Raw genomic sequence first — 24760 nt, 5'->3', positions numbered from 1 at the left:
GTATTTAAACAAATTTTTATATCGTACCTTTGCGGGCTGTAAAAAAATTATGAAGAAGAAAAATATTTTAAAAGGAGTATTATTTGTCGGTTTTGGAGCGAGTATTTACGGAATGCTTGCTACATTCGTAAAAATGTCTTACAAAGATGGTTTTACAACTTCTGAGGTAACGACTGCTCAGTTTGCTTTAGGGATCACAGGTCTTTTGATCCTGAATTTTATTCAGACGATTACGTCAAAAAAGAAATTGTCATCACCAAGTCGTAAAGAATTCAGGATGTTGGTTTTAGCAGGTACTTCTTTAGGCTGCACCAGCTTATTTTATTATATAGCGGTACAATATATTGCTGTTTCTATTGCGATTGTATTATTGATGCAGTCAGTTTGGTTTAGTGTGGTGGTAGAAAGTTTTATTACCAAAAAGTTTCCCAATGCTAAAAAAGTGGTTGCAACACTAATTGTTTTGTTGGGAACTGTTTTAGCAACAAATCTAATTAATTTAGAAGTTAAACTTGATTGGCATGGTGTTTTTTGGGGATTATTAGCAGCAGCGTCTTTTACAATGACAATGTTTACTTCCAATACTTTGGCGACACATTTACCGGTACTCAGAAAAAGTATCATCATGTTGACAGGTGGTTCTGTAATTGTTTTGGTATTCCTGTTTTTTGCACAAATTGGACCGTTATATTCTGAAAGTTTAAGATCTTTTTATTTAAATTTTACTGAAAATACAGAACACATAAGACCATTTGATTATTCAATTTTCTGGACTTACGGATTTATTTTAGCACTATTCGGAACTATTATTCCACCAATTTTATTCAATTTAGGTTTCCCGAATACAGGTTTAGGATTGGGAAGTATTATTTCTTCATTGGAACTTCCGGTTTCTGTAACGATGGCATTTGTTCTTTTGGGTGAAAAAGTTATTCTTATCCAGTGGGTCGGAATTATTTTAATTCTAATGGCCATTGTTTTGATGAATTTACCTTCAAAAAAAGAGAAAATTCTTACCGAGCAGTTATCTTAAAAATGATAATTAAATTATAAATAATACCGAAAACCGTTTCTTTTGAAGCGGTTTTTTTAAATTTATATCTAAAATCAATTTTTCATGAAATATTTTAAAAATGCAGCAGTTATTATGTTGTTTTCATTAGCATCTGTTTCTGTGTTTTCTCAAATAAAACCTTTAGATGCGATGCTTTCCAACTATCAATATCCTTTTGAAGTTCATTTTAAAGATTTAAATTCTCAAAAACAGAATCTAAAAATGGCATATATGGATGTAAAACCAAAAAAGTCAAACGGGAAAACCATTATGTTGCTTCATGGGAAAAATTTTAACGGAGCGTATTGGGAAAAAACGGCAAAAAATCTTTCAGATAAAGGCTTCAGAGTGATCATTCCAGATCAGATTGGTTTTGGTAAATCTTCGAAACCTCAAAGCTACCAGTTTTCTTTTGCTCAATTAGCAAGCAATACCAAAGCTATTTTAGATGATTTAAAAATCGAAAAAATTATTGTTCTCGGACATTCGATGGGTGGAATGGTTGCGACAAGATTTACTTTAATGTATCCTGAAACTGTTGAAAAATTAATCCTTGAAAACCCAATCGGATTAGAAGATTATAAAGCTTTGGCAAAATATCAAACCATTGATGAAGCGTATCAGTCTGAATTGAAAAACACAGCAGAAACGTACAAAAATTATCAGCTTAAATTCTATTATGACAATAAATGGAAAGCAGAATATCAACCTTGGCTAGATCTCATTGCTGGTTGGACGCTGCATAAAGACTATCCTCAAGTTGCCTGGAATGCAGCATTGACGAGCGATATTATTTTTAATCAACCTGTTGTTTATGAGTTTAAAAATATAAAAACTCCGACCTTATTGATTATCGGAACAAGAGACAGAACAGCGATTGGAAAAGATCGTGCGCCCAAAGAAATTCAGCCAACGATGGGACAGTATCAGGAATTGGGAAAGAAAACGCAACAACAAATCGCCGGATCTAAATTAATAGAACTTGAAAACGTAGGACATCTTCCGCACATCGAAGTTTATGATAAATTCTGGAACGCTTTGTATGATTTTATAAAGTAGGATAATGGGTGTTGGAAGTGGGATGTTGGAAGTTTACAAGATTGAGAATAAACTTCAATACGATATGATGTGAATTTAAGTGGTGATGAGAATTCCCCTCCTTTGGAGGGGTGGCAAAAATTCAAAGAATTTTTGACGGGGTGGTTTTAAAACTTCGCTTTTATTAGCCCTGATTGGAACGATATCCTTTTTCTGAAATGGCTTGAAAAAAAGCGTTGGGGAAAAAGATATAGTGAAAAGCAGGAAATAGCTCCTAAAAAAATAATTAATGTGCAATCTAAATCATAATTGAGATTGCTTTGTCGCAATGACAAAAAATAAAAAGAGACCGCTAAAAATTAGCAGTCTCTTTTCGTATGTGTTGTTGTCTGAATTATTTCTTCTTGTAAGCAGCGTCTTTAATTCTCGCTTTTTTACCTCTAAGATCTCTGAAGTAGTAGATTCTAGATCTTCTAACTCTACCTCTTCTGTCAACTTCGATTTTTTGAAGAGCAGGCATGTTGATAGGGAAAACTCTCTCTACACCTACATCACCACTCATTTTTCTGATTGTAAAAGTCTTTGTAGAACCTGTTCCTCTCAATTGGATAACAGTTCCTTTGAAGAACTGAGTTCTAGTTTTTTGACCTTCCTTAATCTCGTAATACACAGTGATTGTATCACCAGCTTTGAATTCAGGGAATTCTTTTTTTGTAATGTACTTGTCTTGTACGTACTTTAATAAATCCATTTTTGTAATAAAATTTTTTTGTCAAGCTAAACAACTTACACGGACTTCGTCAGAGGTTGAATAACAGGCTGCAAATATATGAAATGTTTTTTGAATTTGCCAAACAATTTTATAATAAGAAAATACCTTTTTAACGGTTCTTTTTTATGAAAAAGTTAATGGTTGCTTATTATTAGGGTCATTTTGAGTTTACAAGTGAAATTTATATTTGCGGGATTTTAAAATTACAGTATTTCAAAAACAATCCAATTCTAAAAAAAAATTATTATGAGGCATTATTTGTTTTTCTTTTTTTTCGTCGTCCAGCTTGCAAATGCTCAAGCTTTGTTTCCTTACTTGCAAAATCCGGCTCACAATTCTATGATTGTCAACTGGAAGACAAGTTCAGACAATGAAACCACGGTTCTTTACGGAAATTCTCCCACGAACCTTAATGTAACGGTAACTGGAACTACCAATATCTTTTCTGATACAGGTTACAATAATAATTACTATTATCACACCGCAAAAATTACAAACCTACAACCCAACACAAAGTATTATTACAAAATAAAAACGGGAGCTAATGAATCTGCAGTTTATAACTTCAGAACACTTCCTCTTCCGGGTCAACCTGTAACCCTTGATGGAAAAATAAGGTTTTTGATTATGGGAGACAATCAGATCAAAGCAGAACCGCGATATGATTCTTTGAATTATAAAGCTTACAAAAAAATAAAAGAAAAATTCGGGCTTACTTCAGATCCTTCAGATAATATTGCCTTGACTTTTATGGTAGGAGATCAGGTAGATGTGGGAACCTTAGATCATTATGAAAATGTTCATTTCAAAAAAAATAGAAAATTATCACCTTACCTTCCAATATTAACAACCGTAGGAAACCACGAAACGTATGGAACGTTAGGAATGAATTCTTACTACGCCCATTTTAATATTGATGAAATTAAATATAAAAATATCACATCTGGTAACGAAAATTATTATGCTCAACAAGCAGGTAACGTACTTTTTGTAAGTTTAAGTTCTGAACATACAGGTTCTGCACAGCAAACTTGGCTTCAGCAGATCTTGACCGAAGCAAATAATGACCCTACAGTTGACTGGATTATTTCATTAAGCCACAGACCTTATCAGGCAGAGCAGTATGTTGGTGATATTTCTACCTGGGTAAGGAACAATGCAGTGCCCCTTTTAGCAGGATCTGATAAATATTTGATGCACGTAGGAGCTCACCATCACCTTTATCACAGAGGACAATTAAAAAATACTCCAAATTACCAGATTATTTCTGGTGGAACAGCGTGGGATCAATATTGGGGAATGTCGACAGAGCAGGATTTTGATGATGTACAAAAAACTTTGACAGATTGGACGTATCAAATCATTGAAGTTGATGTAACCAACGGAAAAGTAGATATTGAAAGTTATTCTATTGGAGGGATCTATACACAAAAAGATAATGTGTTGATCGATTCATTCCACCGATATAAAAATAAACCGAAACCGCTGAAACCTACAATTACAAATACTTTTTCAGCACCTATAACTTTGCCTTTAACATTAAACGGAAGCGCTTTCTCTTCACCGGCAAACGAACTTTTAAATACAACTCAGTTTTTGGTAAGCAAAGCTGCAGATTTTTCGGTCATCGAAAAAGAATTCTACAGAGATTATGAAAACTGGTTTGGGAAAGATGGAAACGGAAATCCTGACGTAACCAAAAACATAAATGCGGGAATAGATATTACTAAAGCAACTTTTGCAGCCAACTCTATACCGAATGGAGTATATTATGTAAAAACCCGCTACAGAGACAGAAATATGGAGTGGAGTGACTGGAGCGATGTAAAACAATTTGAAGTGACAGGAAGTGTGGTTTCAAATCCTAACCTTAGTTTAAATAAGACAGAATATTTACAGAATGAAGCGATCATAGCAACTTACAATGATGGGCCTGGAAATCAGCAGGATTGGGTAGGACTTTATAAAAAAGGTCAGAACCCAGCAACTACAACTTCACAAGGTTATGTTTATACCAATGGACAGACTTCAGGAATTGCAACTTTTGCAAACGGTTTAGCAACTAAAGGGCAATATTTTGCAGGATTTTTTGCTAATAATGGATATACAGAAATTGCTCCCAGAAAAGAATTTTATGTAGGACCAAAAGTTGTACTTCAGACAACTGCTGATGCATATCCGGTTGGTGGAACCGTTGTCGTTAATTTTAATAACGGACCAAATTTAACAAAAGACTGGATCGGAATTTACAAAATGGGACAAGTTCCGGGACCAACTCCGGCATCAAAATGGAGTTACGTAACAACTGCTTCTGGAACTCTTAATTTTACAGGTCTTCCAAAAGGATATTATTATGCTCAGTATTTTCTTGAAGATGGCTATACAACGGTAGGAGAAAAAGTTTTCTTCAAAGTAGGAGATATCGTTACAGAACTTTGGATCAATAAACCAGTGTATACATTGGGTGAAAATATCACAGCTTCATGGACGGACTCTCCGGGAATTATCAAAGACTGGTTGGGAATTTACCCTCAAAGTATTTCGGTTCCTGATGATCAATTCATTTCATATACTTATTTTGACGGTGTTGCTCAAGGTACAAAAACCATTACAGGAAATGTAAATGGAGTACCAACCACAGCAGGTAATTATTATATGGTGATGTTTACCAACGATTCTTACACAGAAGTTTCAAACAGAGTACAGTTTCAGGTTACCGCGGGAAGTTTAGGAACCGAAGAAACTAAAAATAAGACCGAGAAAAATGTAGTTATATATCCTAATCCTACAAAACCTGGTCAACCAACTTTTATTAAAAGTGATTATCCGATTGAGAAGATCGAATTGCTATCTGCTACAGGTCAACTCTTATATAAATCTGAAAACGTACAAAATCAACGTTTTTCTTTAGTAAATGAGAATCTTCCAAAAGGCGTTTACTTTGTAAAAGTTCATACCAGAAAATTATTTACTTTAAAATTGATTATAGAATAAAAATATTCACAACTTATTGATAGATAGCGGAACTTGTTTCCGCTATTTTATTTTTAACAATAAATTAAACTAAGTTTAAAAATAAAAATTTTTTAACGCTTTTCAAAATTCATTTGGAATACGGTAGATATGATAAAAATGTTTAAATTTAAAACGGAAAAAAATCAAATATTTCATGATAGATAAAAGAGTAAAAAATGCCGCAGAAGCGATTGAAGGAATCCAGGATGGAATGACTTTGATGTTGGGAGGATTCGGACTTTGCGGAATTCCAGAAAATTCAATCAACGCTTTGGTAGAAAGTGATGTAAAAGATTTGACATGTATTTCAAACAACGCCGGAGTTGATGATTTCGGATTGGGATTATTGCTTCATAAAAGACAAATTAAAAAGATGATCTCATCTTATGTGGGGGAAAATGCAGAATTTGAAAGACAAATGTTATCAGGCGAATTAGATGTTGAATTAACACCACAAGGAACTTTAGCAGAAAAGTGCCGTGCTGCACAAGCCGGAATTCCTGCATTTTATACTCCTGCAGGTTTCGGAACTGAAGTTGCAGAAGGTAAAGAAGTGAAAGATTTCAAAGGAAAACCTCATATTTTAGAGCATGCTTACGAAGCAGATTATTCAATCGTAAAAGCTTGGAAAGGTGATCACGCAGGAAATCTGATATTTAAAGGTTCAGCAAGAAACTTCAACCATCCAATGGCAGGAGCTGGGAAAATTACCATTGCTGAAGTAGAAGAATTGGTAGAACCGGGAGAATTAGATCCAAACCAGATTCATATTCCGGGAATTATGATTCAAAGGATCTTCCAAGGTGAAAATTTTGAAAAAAGAATAGAACAAAGAACTGTGAGAAAAAAAGATTAATTTTTTTCATTTCTAAAAAATAATACCCCGAAATCAACTTTCGGGGTATTTTTTTGTAATTATTTGTAATCCAATTGTCATTCCGACACAGGAGGAATCTTTGTTTTCAATTTTGTGAACTTCCATCACCCAACTTCCATCCTCTACAATCTATATCCAACTCTCAATCCAAAACAAAAATTAAAAACATTTCCTGAACTTTCCTCCAAATTTAATTTTTGGAAAAGTGGTTTTAAACCTGTTCCATTTCGGGTATCTTTTATTTCGTCATACTCAATATCGCTGTTGTTAATTTTTCTATTCATCATTCCCAATCCAATATAAGGTTCTAGAATAATTTTTTTCGACATTGAAATTTGATTTCCGAAAGTAATATTAAAACCTTTTGCCGTTCTTTTGGTTCCAAAATTATCTGTATAGAACTTTGTTTCATCGTTTTTTGGTGAAAAATCTACGGAATTTGTACCTTCATTTTCTCTGTAAAACAATTGTAGTCCCACATAAAACTCATTTCGTTTAGACTCGACTCTTGAATTGAGTAATTTGAATAAATAAACTCTTCCTTCAAGATTAGTTTTAAAACCTTTAGACCTTAATAATATAGTATCTGCTTTGCTAAAATCATACAATTGATATCCAAATTCTGCATTCACGCTGAAATATGGATTGATTTTTCTTTCAACAGAAATTTGTAAAGTAGGATAAGAAACTGCATCGACTAATTGCGTCGCGTTTAGTTTCAAGATCCAATTGCTTTCCTTTGATTCTTGTGAAAAAATCAAATTTGAAATCATCGGAATAAGAAAAAATAGAAGTTTTTTCATTCAAATTATTTTTAAGTTTAAAACAATTTAAAAATAATAAAAAACACACTATGTTGAAATAAAAAATTATAGGGATACTATTTTTTAAGCTAATTTAAATATTCTCAACATGTTAAACTTAAATTAATGTGACCGATTTGTTAGAGGTTTTTTCGTAGAGTTTTTAAGCCAAAGGTAATCCTGTCGCTTTTCTTTCTCCGATCTGCTGTCTCCACATCGCATAATACAATCCTTTTTCTTCAATTAATTGTAAATGAGAACCCGTTTCGATGACTTGTCCGCGTTCCAGAACATAAATTCTGTCCGCATGCATAATCGTACTCAATCGGTGCGCGATCAAAACGGTAATCTGTTCTTTTTCTTTAGATATTTCTTTAATGGTTGTTGTAATTTCTTCTTCAGTAATACTGTCTAAAGCAGAAGTCGCTTCATCAAAAATAAGAAGATGAGGTTTTCTCAACAAAGCTCTTGCAATGGCAATCCTTTGTTTTTCACCACCGCTTAATTTCAATCCGCCTTCACCAATAACGGTTTCTATTCCTTTTTCGGCACGTTCTAAAAGAGCGGAACAGCTTGATTTTTTTAAAGCCAATTGTAGATCTTCTTCCGTTGCAGAAGGGTTTACAAACAAAAGATTTTCTCTTATCGTGCCTGCAAAAAGTTGAGTGTCTTGTGTTACAAAACCAATCTGATTTCTCAATTCATCAAAATCAAATTCTTTTCCGTCAACATTATTATAAAAAATACTTCCTTCCTGTGGTCTGTATAATCCGACGAGTAACTTTACCAACGTACTTTTTCCTGATCCACTTGGCCCTACAAAAGCAATGGTTTCGCCATTTTTCACATCAAATGAAATAGAATTAAGCGCTTTATAGTGAGCACTCTGATGTTGAAATGAAACTTTTTGGAATTCTAACTCTTCAATTGCTCCGATTTTTTTAGGGTTTAAAGGTTTAGGCTCCACTTCTTTTTTCATCACTCTGTCAAAATTTTGAAGAGACGCTTCTGCTTCACGATATGAAATAATGATATTTCCGATTTCCTGCATCGGTCCGAAAATAAAGAATCCGTAAAACATCAGTGATAAATATTGTCCCGGAGTTACGATATTTTTAAAAATCAATAATAATAAAGTGAAAGTAATCACTTGCTGTAAAAAATTAACCAAAGTTCCTTGTACAAAACTTAGCGAACGGATGCTTTTTACTTTTCTCAGTTCGAGATTCAGAATTTTATAGGTATTGTTATTCAATCGTTCTACTTCCTGATTGGTCAATCCCAAACTTTTTACAATTTCAATATTTCTAAGGCTTTCTGTAGTACTTCCGGCCAAAGCTGTCGTTTCGGTAACTATATTTTTTTGGATGGTTTTAATTCTTTTACTCAGTAAATTGGTTACAACAGCAATAAGAATAATTCCAACAACATAAACCGGCATAATCGACCAGTGTAAACGAATGGCATAGACTGAAACGAAAATGATACTTACCAAAATTCCAAAAAATACATTAATGAAATTATTGATAAATTTTACAGAATCTTCACGTACTTTAGTTAAAATAGAAAGGGTTTCACCACTTCTCTGGTCTTCAAATTCCTGAAAAGGCAATCTCATAGAATGTTGTAAACCATCAGTAAAAATCTTAGCCCCAAATTTTTGAATAATAACGCTCACTACATAATCCTGAAAAGCTTTCGCAATTCGGCTGATCATTGCGGTTCCGATTAACAGCCCTAAAAAATAAAATACACCGTGATAAAGATCGGTTCCGTAGAGATATTCATTCAAAGTTCTTGGAATCAGTTTTTCTTTATCAAAATAATTAGGCTGGTTAACCAATTTATCTAATATATTCCCGGTTATGGCAGGAGCAAATAGCGAAAAGACCTGATTGATAGAGGCTAACAATAGCGATGCTATGATCAGCCATTTATATGGTTTTAAATAATTTAATAGAATTTTCATTTGTAAAATTAAAAGCCCACAAATTTACGACAATTTGCGAAGTAAAATTTATCATAGGATAAGAAAGAAAGTATTTTCGTAATTCTGAAAAAATGGCTAATTTGGTCGGATAAGATTATGCTATGCTAACTAAAGAACAAATTGCACAAAGAATTTCAAAAGAAGTAAAAGACGGATATTATGTAAACTTAGGAATCGGAATTCCAACATTGGTTGCCAATTACGTTCCTGATAATCTTTCAGTAGAGTTTCAAAGCGAAAACGGAGTTTTAGGAATGGGACCATTTCCTTTTGAAGGAGAAGAAGATGCCGACATTATCAACGCCGGAAAACAGACGATTACCATTCTTGATGGCGGGTCATTTTTCGATTCTGCATTCAGTTTTGGGATGATCAGAAGCCAAAAAGTAGATTTAACGATTCTTGGAGCAATGGAAGTTTCAGAAAACGGAGACATTGCCAACTGGAAAATCCCAGGAAAAATGGTGAAAGGAATGGGAGGCGCAATGGATTTGGTAGCTTCAGCTGAAAATATAATCGTTGCGATGATGCACGTTAACAAAGCAGGCGAAAGCAAAATTCTAAAGAAATGTTCACTTCCTTTAACCGGAATTAACTGTGTGAAAAAAGTGGTTACAGAATTAGCAGTTTTAGATGTAACTCCAGCTGGTTTCAAATTGGTTGAAAGAGCTCCGGGAGTTTCAGTAGAACACATCATAAAATCAACAGAAGCAGATTTGATCATTGAAGGCGAAATTCCTGAAATGCAATTCTAAATACAACAAAAACCTTGTCAATATGACAAGGTTTTATTTTTTGAGTAACTAAACGACTTAGGAAACGGAGGCGTTAATAAAATTGAAATTTAATCCGTTAAAAAATTCCCACTGTTTGAGTGCGGCAAGGATTAGGTTAATAAACTAAACATTAATCCGCACGAGTTTTGGGGTTTTTAGGATTCAATTTTAATTTTTAGCCGTAGTTTCCAGTCTTGAACTTTTGGTTCTTTTGTTTCAAGACAAAAGAAAATAATTAAATTTTACTGAATTTATTTTTAGTCAAGAATTTCAGGTCTTGAACTTTTGTTTAGAGATAAAACAAATTATTAAATTATTTACCATCTTGCGCCCCAAAAACCTTCTGTAAAATACTCGTTGTTCTCATTACAGAATTATTTCTGATACCGCTTTCTTTTTCGGCAACCATTTTAAAAACGCCATTAATGGTTTCGTTAGTAACATATTCATTAAGGTCGGTAGAAACGGCTTGTCCGGTCAAAGTATTGTATTTTGAGATCAAGTTTGTCCATACTTTGTCAGCGCCTACTTTTCCTAAAGAAGCTTTTACTTTTGGTTGAAAAGCAGTAAAAAGTTGAGATTGAGTTTTTCCTTGCAGATAATTGGTTGCTGCATTATCACCTCCCAACAAAATATTTTTAGCATCTGTAATCGTCATTGAGGTTATCGCTTTTGTAAAGATCGGAGCAGATTCTGTTACCGCATCTTCAGCAGCTCTGTTGAGTAATTTTACTCCTTGATCAGCCAAACTTCCTAATCCAAATGCACGAAGTTTGGTGTCAATCACTCTTAATTTTTCGGGCATTAAGATCTTTACTGCTTCATTTTTCAAGAAACCATCGGTTACTCCTAATTTTTTTACACCTTCCGTTACACCCAAATTTAAGGCTTCCTTTAAACCTGACGAAATTTGAGTTGAGGTTAAATTATTTAAGTTAACTGAAGAATTTGTAGAAGATTGTGTTGAAGTTGATGTCGTAGTAGACGTCGTATTCTTTTTAGGATTATTTAAATCGATACCGGTTTGACTTTTAACGGTAGATTTGATTGCATCTAAAATCTGTGCCTGTGCAGAAACTGAAAATAATAATCCAGCTGCTAAAAAAAAAGTTTTTCTCATCATTTATTTTTATACAAAATTAGATGTTTTGAAGCTGAAATAGTTAAATGATAGTTGTTAATTTTAATAGAAGACGAGATTTTTAACTAAAACATTCTTTGGGAAATAATTTTGTGGGAATTTATTTAAAGAATTATCTGCTTCGTTTACAAAGCTCCAGAGGAGCTTAACCTTTAGTAGAATGACTCTTAGAAAACGATATTTTTAATTAAAATTCTCGTTAGAAAATAATTTTTAAAAATTTGTGTAAAGAATTATATATTAAGTTTACAAAGCTCCGTAGGAGCTTAACCTTTGTAGCAGAATCCAAGCACATAAGTTTGAGCTCCAGAGGAGCGACACATTATATTTATCAATAACCACCAGAAAAATCCTTAGAAAATAATTATATTCGCTAAACTCAAATCAAAATCAGAAATGAAACGTTTTTTACTTCTATTTTCTATCATATTTTCGGGATTCTTCTTTTCCCAATCTCAATTGAATTTAATTCCTTATCCACAAAAGGTTGAATTTCAAAAAGGAGAATTTAATATTAATGATCAAACGGTTGTAAAAGGAGTAGACAAATCTTTTGAAAACCAATTTTTTTTAAAATCTCTAAATAAAATTAAAGGTTTTGATTTATCCAAAAATAATCGAGGTGATGGTGATAACGTTATCTTTCTGAATCTAAAAAAAGAATTAAATAATGATTACGAAATTCAAATAACATCAGATTTTATCTCTGTCACTGGAAAAGATAAATCGGGATTATTTCACGGGATTCAAACTTTACTTCAACTCATTCAAACTTCTGAAAATGGTAAAATACCTGCTCTGAAAATTGAAGATTCTCCAAAATTCGCATGGCGCGGAATGCATCTCGATGTTTGCCGTCATTTCTTCACCGTTGAAGAGGTAAAACAGTACATTGATTATTTAGCGATGTATAAACTGAATACTTTTCATTGGCATTTAACGGATGATCAGGGTTGGAGAATTGAAATTAAAAAATATCCAAAACTCACACAAATTGGCTCAAAACGTAAAGAATCGATGATCGGAGCATATGTTGACGATACTTTCGACGGAAAACCTTACGGCCCGTATTTTTATACACAAGATCAAATCAAAGAAGTTGTAAAATATGCAACAGAAAGACACATCACGGTTGTTCCCGAAATAGAAATGCCGGGTCATGCTTTGGCTGCACTTTCGGCTTATCCTGAATTGGCGTGTACAAAAGGTCCTTTTGAAGCGGCTACAAAATGGGGCGTTTTTGATGATGTTTTTTGTCCGAAAGACGAAACTTTTACGTTTTTAGAAAATGTTTTAGATGAAGTAATTACACTTTTCCCTTCGCAATATATTCACATCGGTGGAGACGAATGTCCTAAAACGAGATGGAAAGAATGTGCACATTGTCAGGAATTGATTAAGAAAAACAATCTGAAAGATGAACACGGTTTACAAAGTTATTTCATCCAAAGAATTGAAAAATATGTTAATTCTAAAGGACGAAAAATTATTGGTTGGGATGAAATTTTAGAAGGCGGATTGGCTCCAAATGCTGCTGTAATGAGTTGGACAGGTATTAAAGGCGGAGTTGAAGCCGCAAAAAGCAATCATTTTTCGGTGATGACACCGGGTTCTTATTGCTATTTTGATCATTATCAGGGTGATCCGCAAACCGAGCCAAATGCTTTTGGAGGTTTTACACCTTTGGAAAAAGTGTATTCTTACAACCCGATTCCTTCTGAATTAAATGCAGAGCAGTCGAAATATATTTTGGGAGTTCAGGCTAATTTGTGGACGGAATATATCCTTGATTTTAAACAGGTTCAGTATATGATTTTCCCAAGATTGTTTGCGCTTTCTGAAGTCGGTTGGGGAAGTTCAGATCCAAAAAATTATAAAGAATTTGAAAACAGAGTAGTGGAGCATTTTAAAATTTTAGATAAAATGAACATCAACTATGCGAAAAGTATTTATAATATTGGCGGAAAAGTAATTCCTGGTAAAAATGGAGCTTCATACGAACTTTCAACCTCACAAGATCCAAACGGAATTAGATATACAATAGATGGAAGCAATCCAAAATCAACTTCTGCAACCTATCAAAATCCAATTCCTGTTTCTAAAAAAATGACGGTAAAATCTGCTTACTTTGAAAATGGAGTATTGAAAAGTGCAGTGTCTTCTCAAGATTTTACTCCTTCTAAAACAACCGGAAAAACAATTGTTTTAGAATATCAGCCAAGCGAAAATTATTCTTTTGGTGGAGCTTTTACATTAGTTGACGGAATTGTTGGAAATGTAAAACAATTAGGAAAAACATGGCTTGGTTTTCAGGGAAAAGATGTTGTAGCAACGATTGATTTGGGTGAAAAGATAAAATTTTCTCAAGTTTATTTTAATACCTTAGACAATAAGGGAAGCTGGATTCATTTAGCAAAATCGGCTGTAATTTCTGTTTCTGATGACGGAAAAAACTTTAAAACCATTAAAGAAATTGGTAAAGATGAAATTCTTAAAACCAAAGGAAAAGTCAATCTGAAAGTAGGAAATCAGAATTCAAAATTCATTAAAATTAAAATAGAAAATGCAGGAATAATTCCTGCCGGAAATCCTGGAGCAGATTCAAAAGCATGGCTTTTTGTTGATGAAATCGGCGTAAACTAAATCCTAATTCCTAAAATCTAATACCTAGTAAAATGAATTCAAGAAGAAAATTTTTAAAAAATACAGGAATTTTATCATCCGCATTGTTGTTGAATCCATTGGATTTGATAGCTAAAGATTCACCAGAGAACAACAAAATAATTAATAAACCCATCGTACTTTCCACCTGGAATTTTGGTTTAAAAGCCAACGAAGAAGCATGGACGATTCTTGGAAAAGGCGGAAGAGCTTTAGATGCGGTTGAAAAAGGCGTTCGTTTGGTAGAAAATGATCCCAACGAAAGAAGTGTGGGCTACGGAGGCCGTCCCGACAGAGACGGAAGAGTTACGCTCGATGCGTGTATTATGGATGAAAATTACAACATCGGTTCGGTTGCTTGTCTTGAAAATATCAAAAATCCAATTTCGGTAGCAAGAGCAGTGATGGAAAAAACCCCTCATGTTATGTTGGTGGGCGATGGAGCATTACAGTTTGCCGTTTCTCAAGGTTTTAAAAAAGAAAATATCCTCACTGCAGAATCTGAAAAAGAGTGGAAAGAATGGCTGAAAGATAGCAAATATCAACCAATTGTCAACATTGAAAATCACGATACGATCGGGATGATCGCACTCGATGCTCAAGGAAATCTTTCAGGAGCTTGTACAACGAGCGGAATGGCTTTTAAAATGCACGGCAGAGTAGGAGATTCTCCAATTATTGGTGCAGGTTTATTTGTTGATAATGAAGTTGGAGCAGCAACAGCAACCGGTCATGGTGAAGAAGTCATAAGAACGGTAGGAACTCATCTCGTGGTTGAATTGATGAGGCAGGGAAGAAATCCTCAACAGGCGTGCAAAGAAGCGGTTGAAAGAATTGTAACCATCACAAAAAAAAGAAATAAAAATCTGAAAGATATTCAGGTTGGCTTTATTGCAATCAATAAAAAAGGTGAATATGGTTCTTATTGCATTCAGGACGGGTTTAATTTTGCAGTTTATGACCAAAAAGGAAACCGTCTTGAAAAACCACAGTTTGCTGTAAAATAAAGAGTGCTTGTCAATCAATAGGAACGGGTTTTATCCCGTTTTAAATAAAATAGATTATCCATTTGGCTTTAGCCAAAACTTAAAAACGAAATATGAAAAACATAATTATTATTAGTTTACTTTTAATAATAAGTTGCAGTGAGACTAAAAAGGAAGAAATTAAAATTAATAATCTCCCTAAAGAATCTGTAGTAGAAAACAATACCAAAGAAGTCGCTGAAGCAAAAACCTGGTTGGTGAAAAGTATCGAAAGTTATTTTGATGCAGATATTTCAAATCAAGAAAATATCATGCAGAATATAACGACCAAAGATTATTATGATTTCAAAACCGATGCAACGAATGTTGATTTGGATATTGATGGAAGTCTTACATTGAAAAAATTTCAGCAAAAATGGAAGAATAAGTTCAATACCGAAAATGTTGCTTTAAATACAGGTTTTCTAATTTCAGCATAAGATTGGACGAAGATTGAAGTGAAAAAATGCGACTTAAATGCAAGTCTTGAAAATGATTACAGTTTTTATGTAGAGTTGCAAGATATAGAATCTAAAGAGGTCTTTAAACGCATTATTAAGGTCACTAAAATCAAGAACAAATTCTTTATTGGAAATGTTTTAGAAAAAGTTAATTAAAAAATTAGAATAAAATATATGTTCTTAGAAATCGCTACATTCGATATCACTTCTGCCGAAATTGCTTTAAATTCTGTTGCCGACAGAATTGAATTTTGTGCAGACATCAATTCAGGAGGAATTACTCCCGATCTGGAAGAATTGAGATATTTAAAAGATAAATATTCTAAACCCATTCACGTAATGATTCGTCCTGTTGGAGGAGGTTTTTTATATACCGATTCAGAATTCAAGGAAATGCAGAAAAGCATTGTTGAATTTTCGAAAGCCAAAGCCGATGGTTTTGTTTTCGGGATTTTAGATGAAAACCAGGAAATAGATGTAGAAAAAAATAAAATCTTAATTGAATTAGCCAACGTAAAACCTTGTGTTTTTCACCGAGCAATCGACCGAACTAAAAATATTTTTGAATCGACTGAAAAGCTTATTGAATTAGGTTTTAAGGAAATCCTTACTTCTGGAGGAGAAAATTCTGCAATGGAAGGAAAAGAAAATTTAAAAAAACTGGTTGAGGATTATTCTGATGATATCAAAATTTTAATTGGTGGTGGGGTTCGTTCCAATAATATTTCAGAGCTGAAAAATGTAACTCACGGTAAATATTTTCATTCTTCAGCGGTATTATCTTATGAATCATTCGCCAATGCAGATGAAATTAAAAAGTTGAAAGTTAATTTGTAGATTTTTAGCTTTTTAGCTTTAAGTAAATTTGTTAGTTTTTGGAAGTTTTTATTAAGAGGAAATTTTTTAACGCAAAGTTTTATCATGTATATCCGCTTATTTTAAGAAGCAAAGAATTGCGACAAAGTCGCTGATTAAGCTTGAAAAAACGTTCGCTTGATAAAATCAATTTATTGATTCCTCTTGCTCCTTAACTAAAGCATAAAGAAAAAAACTTTGCGTCAAAAAATCGCTCAAGATATATAAATGATTGAAAATGTTTTAGACAAAAAGGTGAAATATAGCGAACAAGTCGCTTAAGTGTAAAAATATTTTTCATTCTACAAGAAACTATCAACCGCATGAATGCTCAAGCTTAGGCGACTTGTTCGCCACTCTTTGCTCCTTCTAAAACATAAAGAAAAAAAATCTTTGCGTTAAAAAAAATCATACAAAGTATATCAGTAGAAAACGAGATGGTAAAATTTTAAAAACACACAATCACAAATGACAGAAAACGAATTATCATATAAAATTATAGGAGCTGCTTTAGAAGTTCATAAAACTTTGGGAGTTGGGTTACTTGAAAACGCCTATGAAGTTGCTTTGGCTTATGAATTAAAAGAGCTTGGTTTGAAGGTTGAAAGTCAGTTGTTACTTCCTCTAAAATACAAAAGTGAACTCATTGATAACGCTTATAGAATTGATTTGATTGTAGAAAATAAAATAATTATTGAAATAAAATCTGTTGTAGAAATTCATCCAATTTTTTACTCTCAAGTTTTGACTTATTTAAAACTAACTGATATAAAACTAGGTCTTCTCATTAATTTTAACACCCCACTTATCAAAGACGGGATCCATAGAATTGTAAATAATCTGTAAATGAACAAAACATTACTTCTTGCTTTACTTCTCATTCAAATATTAGTCAACGCTCAATTTTCAGAGCAAAATTTATCTTCTGAAAAATGGCAGTTCAAAAACTCCAAAGAAAATAAATGGCTCACAGCCTCCGTGCCCGGGACGGTTCATTTGGATTTGATGAATAATAAACTTATTCCCGACCCTTACAAAGATGAAAACGAGAAAAAAGTACAGTGGGTTGAAAATGAAGATTGGGATTATCAGACAGTTTTTAAAATTTCAGCAAAAGAATTAGAAAATCAAAATGCAGAATTGGTTTTCCATGGATTAGATACGTTTTCTGAAATTTATTTAAATGGAAAACTTCTGAAGAAAACGGATAATATGTTCAGAACCTGGAAAATTCCGGTGAAAAATGATTTGAAAATTGGAAATAATATTTTACAGCTTAAATTTAAATCTTCAGTAAATATTGGAAAAAATTTAGCAAAAAAAGTTCCGTTTACAATGCCGGAATCACCGAGAAGTTTTGTGAGAAAAGCACAGTATCAGTTTGGTTGGGATTGGGGACCAAGATTAGTCACTGCAGGAATTTGGAAGGATGTAAAATTAAATTTCTGGAATCAGGCAAAAATTGAAAATATAAAAATAGAACAGAAAGCTTTAACAAAACAAAGAGCTGATTTAAATATTTATGCAGAAATTTATGCAGAAAAGGAAGGGAAATATGTTTTTGCAACTGATAAAGAAAATCATGATATTGCCTTAAGGAAGGGCTTGAACAAAATTTTAGTTCCGTTTAAAATTGAAGATCCACATCTATGGCAACCGAACGGATGGGGAAAAGCGATAATTTATGCGCTTAAATTTTCATTAAAGAAAAATTCGGAGACTATTGATAATAAAGAAGAAAGAATTGGACTAAGAACTGTAGAATTAGTTCAGGAAAAGGACGAAAAAGGAAAATCTTTTTACTTTAAGGTTAATGGAAATCCGATGTATGCAAAAGGAACGAACTGGATTCCGTCTGACAGTTTTACACCGAGAATTACCAAAGAAAAATATAAAAAACTCATCAAAGATTGCAAAGATGCGAATATGAATATGATTCGTGTTTGGGGTGGCGGAATTTATGAAGATGACGAATTTTACAAAGCCTGCGACGAAAACGGAATTTTGGTTTGGCAGGATTTTATGTTTGCCGGAAGTTTTTATCCGTCAGATGAAGATTTTTTGAATAACGTAAAAGAGGAAGTTAAAGATCAGGTTGACCGACTTCAAAATCATCCGTCGATTGCTTTGTGGTGCGGAAATAATGAAATTGATGAAGCGATTGTCAATTGGGGATATCAGAAGCAATTTAAATATTCAAAAGAAGATTCTTTGCAGGTTTGGAAAGATTATAAAAAGGTTTTCCATGAGGTAATTCCGAATGCGATCAATGAGTTTGCAACAAAAGACAAATCAATTTATTGGGAAAGTTCACCTTCCATTGGTTGGGGGCACAAAGAAAGTTTAACCGAAGGCGATTCTCATTATTGGGGCGTTTGGTGGGGTGAGTTTCCGTTTGAAATTTATAATGAAAAAGTTCCGAGATTTGCTTCTGAATATGGTTTTCAGGGAATGCCGAGTTTAGAAACCGTTAAATCTATGTTTTCAGGAAAATTGGATTTGAGTTTAGAAAATCCAACGATCAAAGCGCACGAAAAAAATGCAAGAGGATTTGAAATTATTCAGAAATACATGGAACGTGATTATGTGGTTCCTAAAGATTTTGTGAAATACAATTACGTTTCTCAGCTGCTTCAGGCTCGTGGAATGCAGATCGCGATTGAAGCACATCGCCGTGCAAAACCTTACAATATGGGGACTTTGTATTGGCAATTAAACGATTGTTGGCCGGTGATTTCCTGGTCGTCGATCGATTATTTAGGAAACTGGAAAGCCTTGCATTATCAGGTTAAAAGAAGCTTTGAAAATCAGGTAGTTTTAACGGAAGAAAAGGAGGGATTTCTGGATTTTTATGGAATTAATGATGAATTAAAAAAGTTCGAAGATGTTTTTGTTGAAATTGAAGTCATAGATTTTAGCGGAAAAATTTTAAACGAAATAGCAACCGTTCCAAATGGAAAAATTTTGAATGAAATCGTGAAATTTGATCCTATTGAAATTGAAAATTTAATTCCAGATTTAGATAAAAGTAAAGTCTTTTTAAAATTAATTTTAAAAGATAAAAATGAAAAAACCATTGTTGAAAATACTCATTTTTTCTCGAAACCAAAAGATTTAAAGCTTACAAAACCCAATATCAAGATCAAGAAAATCTCTGCAACAGAGATCGAAATTTCAACTGATGTTTTGGCGAAGGATATTTATTTAATGGGTGACACTCATTTTAGTGACAATTTTTTCGATTTACTTCCAAAAACTTCAAGAAAAATTATGCTTTCAAAACCATTGAAAAATGTTGAGGTAATGACTTTGTGGGATACGATGAATGAGTAAATAAAAAGACCGATTTTAAAAACCGGCCTAATTCAAATTTATCTGCCTCTACATATTTACAGTTAAAACATTTGTGTATAGGATATCAATTTAACGTGAAAAATATTTATTTATTTTAAAAGTTTTAAACTTTTTTCAAACATCAAAATTCCTGCTGACAAACTGTTGTCATAAACTGCGATTACCTTTGTCTTAAGATTAACAACTTAAAACAAAAAATTATGACAACTACAGCAATCGCAAACCAACAGTTTATTTCTTCAGCACAAATTTTAGAACATTGGCAAGGTCACAGAAACCTCACAAGAAGGGTGATTGAAGCATTTCCTGAAAAAGAATTATTTGAATTTTCAATTGGTGGAATGAGACCTTTTGCAAAATTAGCGGTAGAATTGATCAGCATTGCTGGTCCGGCTTTGAAAGGAATTGTAGAGCAGCAGGAAGAAAAATTTTCCGAAGAAGCATTTAAACCAAAAACGAAAGAAGAAATTCTTGCAAAATGGGATTCTGAAACGGAAGTGATTAACCAATATTTTAACCAGATTTCTGAAGAAAGATTCCAGGAAACGTTCAATTTATTTGGTGAATATGAATTTCCGGTGTATCAAAATATTCTATATTTTATTGATAATGAAGTGCATCACCGTGGTCAAGGGTATACTTATCTAAGAGCTTTAGGTATTGAGCCACCTTTCTTCTGGGAAAGATTCTAAGCATCTTTGATGCTTTTATAAAAAACGCTTTCAGTAATTCTGAAAGCGTTTTATTGTAATTAAAAATACCCTAACGGATAAATTAAAATATTTAATCAGGTAAAACAGATCTGAAGAATTTTTTAATGTTTTCTTTAAGTGTTACAAACATTTCAGAGGTTCCAAAGTCTTTATTATCATAACCTATTGGGAAACCTTTTTCAACATATTCATTATTCTTATGTAAAGTTAATGGCTGAAAATTCTGATTTACTTTTCCTAAATGATCGGTATGAATATCCAAAAATTTAATATCAGTGTTTTTAGAAAAATCAAGTTCTTTGATGTTGATCGACTTAATTTCTTTTTTCAGATCAGAACGGAAATATAGATTCATATTTTTCACATCAATCACCGTTTGCCATTCTCCGGCGTAAACCGAATTGAGAATATTCCACGCATAATCTACAGGTTTCTGATCGTATTTATAGTTTTTTAGCATATAATAAGCTCTGCTGTAGCGATCTTCCCAGTTTTTTCGTTGTGTAAAATCATATTTTTCGGAACCGCCAAGGAAATCAAATTTCTTTGTGGCTTCCAGATCTTTTTTATACTGATTGTTGCATAAAAGCGGCATCGGCATATCTTTATCTGTGAGGACTTTATATTTTCCATTCAACAAAGCAATGGTTGCCGTATTTTCTTTTGCATCGGTTAAGAAAAAATGACTTCCTGCTGCATTCGGCCACCAATCGATATTCGGGCCGTCATTTAAATGATCTACTACTTCTTTTACCGATTTATAATTGTCAAGCTGATATTGAATCCATTGTGCCCAAAATAGGTCGGGTTGTTTGGGATTATAAACTTTTGTTGTTTCTTCAAGATACAGCTCAACCAGAAAAAGCCCTTTTTCATTGACTCCGTAACAAGGGAAATCGTAACCTAAAAGATTGAATGTTACAGAACCGTATTTAGAAATCCATGATTTTTTTGAATTTAAATTTTCTGTTGTCAGATTTTCCCAGCTTATATTTCTTTTCTCAATATCACGTTTGTTGACAACGATCATTCCGGGCATTGTTTTCCAGTTTTCATTAAAACCAATCACGCAATGATCTTTTCCTTTGAGTAAAAAAGCGGAACAAGCATCAATTGTAGTAGAAAATGTGATTGCAGAGAGCAATAGGCATCGTAAAATTAACTGCTTCATTATGTCTAAATTATTTTTGAAATTTTTTGAATTAAATCTTTCATCGTTGTTTTTAGAAATTCAGGTTCCAGAATCTCGGCGTAATCTGCAAAGGTAATCAGCCAACGTGGAAATCCTTCGTCAATCCACTCTGTTTCAAACGTCATTTCAATCCCATTCTCAGTTTCTTTTTCTTCGATTAATCCGTAATAAATTTTTGAATTATTCAGATGTCCTGTAATTTTTTTGTCAACTAAAAGCTTGACGATGGTTTTATTGCCATTCGGAGTTTTTCTATAATCATTAATTTGCCCGTATTCCTGCAAATAAGGATTTTGAGTTTTTACAATTCTTAAAATACGGTCTATTCTAAACTGTCTGTAATCATTTCTCAACGTGCAGTAAGCAATGATATACCAATAATGAAACTCAAAAAAAACACCTACAACTTCTATTGTTCTTGTAGAAATTTTATCATCAACGGTTTTGTATTCTATTAAAATCTGTTGCTTTTCCGCAATGCCTTCCAGAATTGTTGGGATAATATTTTTTATCGTATCCTCCGTTTTTGGATTGTAATTATAAATATCAATCTGATTTTCGATATTCTGAATTAAATTTTTATCTGAATGTTTCAAAACAGAACGCAACTTTTCCATCGCCGTTTGATAATGATTTCCCAAACTTTCGTGCGAAAACTTCTGCATTAACTTTTCAGCAGTGATGAAACTCAAAACCTCCTGTTTCGTAAACATAACAGGTGGAAGCTTGTAGCCATCCATCAGAGAATAGCCGTTTCCCGCTTCCCCAATAATGGGAATTCCGGCGTTTTCCAAAGTTTTTACGTCACGATAAATTGTTCTTATACTGACATCAAATTTTTTTGCTAAATCCTGTGCTCTTACAATCGGTTTTGATTGCAGTTGCGTGAGGATAGCCGTTACTCGGTCGATTTTTTTGAGGTAATGATCGTTCATTATTGTGCAAATTTAATCTGTAACTTTTTTAAACGCAAAGGTTTTATTTTCTCACACAATATTTATGATGCAAAGTATAATCAATAAGTTGATTCCAAGCGAACGTTTCTAAGCGACTTGTCGCCATCTTTGCTCCTTAAAAACTTCACTTTTTTATTAAATCTTTGCGTTTAGTGATTTGCATTAAATTATTAATAGACTGTTAAACTGCTAAATTCTTGCATTAATTTTTAAACGTATTCACCAATTTATCCAAATTCAAACTTCTCGCAGAAGCATCAAAGATCTCTCTGTAAGTTCCGTTCATTTGTACCAACTCATCATGAGTTCCACTTTCTACAACATATCCTTTTTTCATCACATAAATTTTATCTGAATCTAAGATCTGCGAAAGTGAGTGAGAGATAATTACCACAGTTCTTCCTGCTTTGATCGCATCCAAAGAGTTTTTAATTTGTTCGGTAGCGATCGCATCTAAACTTGCCGTTGGTTCATCAAGAAAAATAATGGGTGGATTTTTCAAAAATAATCTGGCAATCGCAATTCTCTGTTGTTGTCCGCCTGAAAGTTGAGTCGCATCATGTTGATATTTTTCAGGAAGATCTAAAATCTGTTCGTGGAGATAAGCTTTTTTAGCTGCTTCTTCAATTTCCTCAAAGCTCGCATTCATATTTCCGTTACGAATATTGTCTTCAATACTTCCCTGAAAAATGTGGTTTTTCTGTAAAACCAATCCCAAATCATCTCTTAAAAAAGTATTGTTGTAATTGGATAAATCAACATTATCTAAAATAATTTCACCTGAATCGGGAAGATAAAATTTACAGAGAAGGTTGATGATTGTTGATTTTCCGGCTCCGCTTAATCCAACTAAAGCGGTAGTTTTTCCGTTTTCAATTATCATCGAAACGTCATTCAGTGCTTTAGTTCCGTTTGGATAAGTAAAATTGACGTTTCTTAATTCAAAATTACCTTTGATTTTATTTTCCACAAAAGTTCCGTTCGGTTCAATTTCATTTTCAGCATTTAAAATATCAAAATAACCTTCAGCATAAATCATCGCATCATTCATATCGTCATAAATTCTGTGAAGCTGCCTGATTGGAGAAGAAACATTGTTGAAAAGCATGATGTGAAGCATAATAGCACCAATCGTCATTTGCTGGTCTAAAACCAGATAAACGGTCAGAAGAATAATTAAAACCACTCCAAACTGCTCGATAAAAGTTTTTAAACCATCGTAAATAAAGTTGGTTTTTCTAGTGAACATTTGGCTGTCCATCAATTGCATTTGCAAATCGTACTGCTTTTTACCTTCAAATTTTTCACGCACAAAACTTTTAATCACCATAATGGAATTGATCAAATTTAAAAGTCCTGACGTTTTCTGTTCACGCTGATTCCTTAAAGTTCGTCTTACTCCACCCAGTTTTTTTGCCTGTAGCGAACTGATATAAAAATAAATAGGAACAATAATCGTAGAAACTATTCCGACATACACGTTTTGCAAATACATAATAATCAAAGCAATAAATGCATTTGAAAATAGCGGAAGCATATCGATAAAGAAGTTTTGAACGAGTCTTGTAAGGCTTTCAATTCCTCGGTCAATTCTGATTTGAAGTTTTCCAGATTCGTGATTTTCATCATTAAAATAGGCAACTCTATACGTAAGAATTTTGTCGATTGCTGATTGAGCTAAAACCGAACTTACATTAATCCTGATTTTTTCACCATAAAATTTTTGGCCGAAATTGATGAAAATATTCAGTAATTCCTTTCCCAATAAAATAATAGAAATAATAATCAGAATATGAACTCCTTCACTCATTGGATGCGGAAGATGTGTCAGTTTTGTCACTTCATCCACCGTATATTTTAAAACTAAAGGATTCACCTGGGCTGCCAAAGCGCCGAGAAATGTAAGAAACAAAGTTCCGTAAATCATCGGTCGGTAAGGCTTTATAAATGGAATCAACTGTTTGTAAATTCCAAATAAAGTCACTGTTCTGTTAAAAGGTTTTGCCATGATTTGGTTTAAAAGAAAAACGTACCGTTTCTGAGAGAAAAGGTACGTTTTATTATATTTTTTAGCAAA

19 protein-coding genes are annotated in these 24760 nt (G+C 33.2%); 12 read left to right on the top strand and 7 right to left on the bottom strand.

Annotated features, from left to right (window positions below; genetic code table 11):
- Positions 1-49 precede the first annotated feature (49 nt).
- Positions 50-1033 carry an EamA family transporter gene (locus FDY99_RS03365; protein WP_139419167.1) on the top strand — a complete coding sequence of 328 codons (984 nt, stop codon included), beginning with the start codon at positions 50-52 and terminating at the stop codon, positions 1031-1033.
- An 84-nt stretch (positions 1034-1117) separates the two neighbouring features.
- Complete coding sequence (locus tag FDY99_RS03360) at positions 1118-2113, top strand: alpha/beta fold hydrolase (protein ID WP_139419164.1); 996 nt, start codon at positions 1118-1120, stop codon at positions 2111-2113.
- A gap of 373 nt (positions 2114-2486) precedes the next feature.
- Here FDY99_RS03360 and rplS read toward each other — a convergent pair whose 3' ends face one another.
- A complete protein-coding gene (gene rplS, locus FDY99_RS03355; RefSeq protein WP_034709455.1) occupies positions 2487-2843 on the bottom strand; it encodes a 50S ribosomal protein L19 in 357 nt (118 codons plus the stop codon).
- A gap of 267 nt (positions 2844-3110) precedes the next feature.
- Between rplS and FDY99_RS03350 the strand changes: the two genes are divergently transcribed.
- Positions 3111-5858, top strand: coding sequence for a fibronectin type III domain-containing protein (locus FDY99_RS03350; protein ID WP_139419162.1), 2748 nt, complete (start codon positions 3111-3113; stop codon positions 5856-5858).
- A gap of 175 nt (positions 5859-6033) precedes the next feature.
- Positions 6034-6735, top strand: a complete 702-nt coding sequence (locus FDY99_RS03345) for a CoA transferase subunit A (RefSeq protein ID WP_139419160.1) — start codon at positions 6034-6036, stop codon at positions 6733-6735.
- A gap of 143 nt (positions 6736-6878) precedes the next feature.
- Here FDY99_RS03345 and FDY99_RS03340 read toward each other — a convergent pair whose 3' ends face one another.
- Positions 6879-7559, bottom strand: a complete 681-nt coding sequence (locus tag FDY99_RS03340; RefSeq protein WP_139419158.1) for a DUF3575 domain-containing protein — start codon at positions 7557-7559, stop codon at positions 6879-6881.
- A 163-nt stretch (positions 7560-7722) separates the two neighbouring features.
- Positions 7723-9528, bottom strand: a complete 1806-nt coding sequence (locus FDY99_RS03335; protein WP_139419156.1) for an ABC transporter ATP-binding protein — start codon at positions 9526-9528, stop codon at positions 7723-7725.
- A gap of 122 nt (positions 9529-9650) precedes the next feature.
- Here FDY99_RS03335 and FDY99_RS03330 point away from each other — a divergent pair, with 122 nt between their 5' ends.
- Complete coding sequence (locus FDY99_RS03330) at positions 9651-10304, top strand: CoA transferase subunit B (RefSeq protein ID WP_066678629.1); 654 nt, start codon at positions 9651-9653, stop codon at positions 10302-10304.
- 334 nt (positions 10305-10638) lie between these two features.
- Here the strand turns inward: FDY99_RS03330 and FDY99_RS03325 are convergent, their stop codons facing one another.
- Positions 10639-11445, bottom strand: a complete 807-nt coding sequence (locus tag FDY99_RS03325; protein ID WP_139419154.1) for a DUF4197 domain-containing protein — start codon at positions 11443-11445, stop codon at positions 10639-10641.
- 417 nt (positions 11446-11862) lie between these two features.
- Between FDY99_RS03325 and FDY99_RS03320 the strand changes: the two genes are divergently transcribed.
- From FDY99_RS03320 to FDY99_RS03290, 7 genes are all read left to right on the top strand, one after another.
- Positions 11863-14109: a glycoside hydrolase family 20 protein gene (locus tag FDY99_RS03320; protein ID WP_139419151.1), complete on the top strand. Its 2247-nt coding sequence runs from the start codon at positions 11863-11865 to the stop codon at positions 14107-14109.
- 32 nt (positions 14110-14141) lie between these two features.
- Entirely contained in the window at positions 14142-15134 is a 993-nt protein-coding gene (locus tag FDY99_RS03315) for an isoaspartyl peptidase/L-asparaginase family protein (protein ID WP_139419150.1), read from the top strand.
- Between the two features lie 92 nt (positions 15135-15226).
- The gene (locus tag FDY99_RS03310) at positions 15227-15592 is read left to right on the top strand and encodes a hypothetical protein (RefSeq protein WP_139419148.1); all 366 of its coding nucleotides are present in this window, start codon (positions 15227-15229) and stop codon (positions 15590-15592) included.
- 195 nt (positions 15593-15787) lie between these two features.
- Entirely contained in the window at positions 15788-16450 is a 663-nt protein-coding gene (locus tag FDY99_RS03305) for a copper homeostasis protein CutC (RefSeq protein WP_139419147.1), read from the top strand.
- Between the two features lie 486 nt (positions 16451-16936).
- Positions 16937-17314, top strand: a complete 378-nt coding sequence (locus FDY99_RS03300; protein ID WP_139419145.1) for a GxxExxY protein — start codon at positions 16937-16939, stop codon at positions 17312-17314.
- The gene (locus FDY99_RS03295) at positions 17315-19801 is read left to right on the top strand and encodes a beta-mannosidase (RefSeq protein WP_139419143.1); all 2487 of its coding nucleotides are present in this window, start codon (positions 17315-17317) and stop codon (positions 19799-19801) included.
- Between the two features lie 221 nt (positions 19802-20022).
- On the top strand, positions 20023-20514 hold the full coding sequence (locus tag FDY99_RS03290) for a DinB family protein (protein ID WP_074231646.1): 492 nt from the start codon (positions 20023-20025) through the stop codon (positions 20512-20514).
- 91 nt (positions 20515-20605) lie between these two features.
- Here FDY99_RS03290 and FDY99_RS03285 read toward each other — a convergent pair whose 3' ends face one another.
- The 3 genes from FDY99_RS03285 to FDY99_RS03275 form a co-directional block, all read right to left on the bottom strand.
- Complete coding sequence (locus FDY99_RS03285; RefSeq protein ID WP_139419141.1) at positions 20606-21706, bottom strand: linear amide C-N hydrolase; 1101 nt, start codon at positions 21704-21706, stop codon at positions 20606-20608.
- 5 nt (positions 21707-21711) lie between these two features.
- Positions 21712-22662 (bottom strand): helix-turn-helix transcriptional regulator, encoded by a 951-nt coding sequence (locus tag FDY99_RS03280; RefSeq protein WP_139419139.1) that lies wholly within the window; start codon positions 22660-22662, stop codon positions 21712-21714.
- Positions 22663-22885: 223 nt separating this feature from the next.
- On the bottom strand, positions 22886-24610 hold the full coding sequence (locus tag FDY99_RS03275; protein WP_139423755.1) for an ABC transporter ATP-binding protein: 1725 nt from the start codon (positions 24608-24610) through the stop codon (positions 22886-22888).
- Between the last annotated feature and the right edge of the window lie 150 nt (positions 24611-24760).

The sequence above is a fragment of the Chryseobacterium mulctrae genome (assembly GCF_006175945.1).
Lineage (GTDB): Bacteria > Bacteroidota > Bacteroidia > Flavobacteriales > Weeksellaceae > Chryseobacterium > Chryseobacterium mulctrae.
The sequence above is the reverse complement of the archived record's forward strand: the minus strand, read 5'-3'. Positions and strand labels throughout refer to the sequence as shown.